The 2,985-nt window shown below is 75.2% G+C and carries 2 protein-coding genes and 1 pseudogene; all 3 read left to right on the top strand.

The window, feature by feature from the left end; all coding sequences use genetic code 11:
- A pseudogene (locus tag ACWEVO_RS33950) lies at positions 1–1,258 on the top strand (adenylate/guanylate cyclase domain-containing protein); the annotation flags it as partial.
- Positions 1,259–1,471: 213 nt separating this feature from the next.
- Entirely contained in the window at positions 1,472–1,942 is a 471-nt protein-coding gene (locus ACWEVO_RS33945; protein ID WP_452311506.1) for a hypothetical protein, read from the top strand.
- Between the two features lie 30 nt (positions 1,943–1,972).
- Positions 1,973–2,985, top strand: a 1,013-nt coding sequence (locus ACWEVO_RS33940; protein ID WP_452311505.1) for a serine/threonine-protein kinase, incomplete at its 3' end; no start/stop codon positions are given.

The following is a 2,985-nucleotide window of genomic DNA, read 5'->3' as shown; positions in this document are numbered from 1 at the left end:
CGCGGCGGCGGCCCGGACCAGCGCGCTGCTGCTGGCCGGGCAGGCCCACCAGACCCTCGGCGACGCCGACCGGGCGGAGCGCTGCTGGCAGGAGGCGTTGCAGGTGGCCACCGCGGCGGAGCTGCCGACCATGCGGGCCTCGGCGATGCGGCGGCTCGGCATGGCCGACTTCATCGCCGGCCGGCTGGGCCAGGCGAGCAGCCGGCTCGCCGCCTCCTACCAGGTCAGTCTCTCCGCGAAGGACCCGCGCGGGCAGGCCTGGTCGTTGCAGAACCTGGCCTGGGTGACCACCACCCGGGGGGACTTCGCCGGCACCGACGCCGTGCTCGGCCGGGCCGCCCGGCTCTTCGCCGAGCTCAAGGACCCGTACGGGCGGGCCTGGCTGCGCGGCACGACGGCGTTCGCCCGGCTGCTCGCCGGCCGGCTCCGGGAGGCGTGCCGGATGGCGCAGGTCTTCCTGCCGTTCGGCGAGCGGGTCGGCGAGGCGTGGGCGGTCGGTACGCTCCGCGCGGTCGAGGCGTACGCGACGGCCGAGCTGGGCGAGCTGGCCGAGGCGGACCGGGGGGCGCGCCGCGCGTACCGGGAGTTCGCCGAGGTCGGCGACGACTGGGGGCAGGGCTTCGCGCTGGTCGTCCGCGGAGTGGTGGCGCGCGGGTTGGGCGAGCCCGAGCACGCCGCCGACCTGCTCACCGACGCCCTGGGATACGCCGACCAGACCAAGCATCCGCTGCTCACCGGGATGGCCGGCACGCTGCACGGCTTCGTGGCGCTGGACATGGGCGACCATGAGACCGCCGAGCGGGACGCCCGGGCGGTGCTGACCACCGTGGAGCCGCACAACCCGCAGGCCCCGGCCCAGGTGGCCCCCCGGGTGCTGCTCGCCATGGCCCGGCTCGCCGCCGGCGATCCGGCCACCGCCGTCGGGCTGCTCGCCCCGGTGGCCACCACCGCCGCCAACACCCCGTCGCTGCTCTTCTCCCGCCGCCAGACCATGGCCCGGTACGCTTCGGCGCTGCTCGCCCACGGGCAGCGCGAGCAGGCGCTGGACTGGGCGCAGCGGGCCATGCGGGCACCGGCCGAGGACGTCCGGAGCCAGGTCATCGCGGCGATGGTGCTGGCCGAGACGCTGGACGCCTGCGACCGCCGAGCCGAGGCGCGGGCCAGCGCCGAGGACGCCGTCCGGTTGGCGTACGCCACCGAGCAGCGCAGCGAGCGTGCCGTCGCCGAGGCCCTGCGCACCCGCCTCGCCGCCTCCTGAACCCCTCGCTTGATCCGCACTGATTCACGGAAAGAGTGGCCATCCGCCGGCCGGAGCCCACCCTTTCCGTGAATCAGCGCGCGCGGTGCGTGCGGCGATCGCGGTGGCGGCGGGCAGGTTTGGCGATTCCGGGGATGTGCGCGTCGGGGGTGGCGGTTAGCGTGTGGGGTCGAGAAGACCGCCCCCGGCGGCGGTCGTGGGTGGGGAGGACGGATGAGGCTGCCGCGCTCCGGCGCCGGCTGGACGATCGCGGTCTTCGGGGCCCTGGCGGTGCTGCTGGGCGCGCTCGGGCTGATCTGGCCGGAGGCACAGCTGCGCATGCTCGGTTTCGAGGTGCCGGCCCAACGGGCCCCCGGTGACTACACCGGCACGTTCCTCACCGCGTCCTCAATGGCCTCCTTCAACATGGGGGTCTACTACCTGCTCGCCGCCGCCACCGAATGGCGGGTCTTCTACCGGTTCACGGTCTGGTTCCGGCTGGTGACGTTCACCGTCTTCACCATCACCGTGCTCTCCGACGTGGCCCCCGACCGGTTCTTCGGCGTCGCCGCCTGGGAGGGTCTGGGCGCGGTCGCGACCGCCGTCGGCCTGTGGTGGGACGCCCGTCGGGCCGGCCCCGCCGGGGCGGCCGGGGAGCCGGCCGTCGGGTCCGGGGCGGTGCCGGCGACCGATGCGGTGTCCTGAGCGACGCGGACCGTTGGGTATTTTCGAGCCGTGACCGAGACCCCGCCCGGCGCCCTCCGGCTGCCCATCGTGCCCGGTCTGACCGACCTGGAGGTCTTTGCCCGGGGTGGCTACGCGACCGTCTACCGGGCCACCCAGATCTCGGTCGGGCGCGAGGTCGCGGTCAAGGTGGAGAACCGCACCCTGGACAGCGAGCGCGACCAGGCCCGGTTCCTCCGCGAGGCGCGGGCGGCCGGAAAGATGTCCTCCCATCCGCACGTGGTGGATCTCTTCGACGTCGGGGTCACCGTCGACCAGCACCCCTACCTGATCATGGAGCTCTGCGACGGCTCGTACGCCGAGCGGATGCGTACCTCGCCGCTGGGCGCGGCGGAGGCTCGTGACCTGGGCGTGAAGATCGCCGACGCGCTGGCCCACTCGCACGCGGCCGGCGTCCTGCACCGGGACGTCAAGCCCGCCAACATCCTCTACTCGCACTTCAACCCGGCCGTGCTGGCCGACTTCGGGCTGGCGGTGCTGGCCGAGGTGCGGGACGCCTCGGTCACCCTGGAGGTGCTCACCCCGGCGTACGCGCCGCCGGAGATGTTCAGCCACAGCCCGCCCTCCCCGGCGGTCGACGTGTACGCGCTGTGCGCCACCCTCTACGCGGTGATGCACGGCCGGCCCCCGCGCTGGCAGTCCGAGCGCAACCCGAGCCTGGTCACCGTGCTGGAGATGTTCCACCAGCCGATCCCGGGCCTGCCCGGGGTGCCGGAGGAACTGGTCGACGTGCTCCGGCTCGGCATGGCCAACGACCCGGGCGAGCGGCCGTCCGCCGTGGAGCTGCGCGGGATGCTCGCCGCGCTCCCGCTCGACGGCGCAGCGCCGGTCTCCGGCGCCCCGGTCTCCGGCGCGCCGGTCAGCGGCGGCCCGAGCACCGGCGGGGCGTACCCGTTGGGCCGGACGGGGCAGCCGGGCCCGCGGCCGCCCGCGGACAGCGAGCATCCGACCGTGCCGGCGCCCGGCCGACGGTGGCGGCGGCGCTGGTTCCTCGGCGGCGCCGG

The sequence above is a fragment of the Micromonospora sp. NPDC003776 genome (assembly GCF_053605645.1).
Note: the sequence above shows the minus strand (reverse complement) of the source record. Positions and strands in the feature narration are given on the sequence as shown.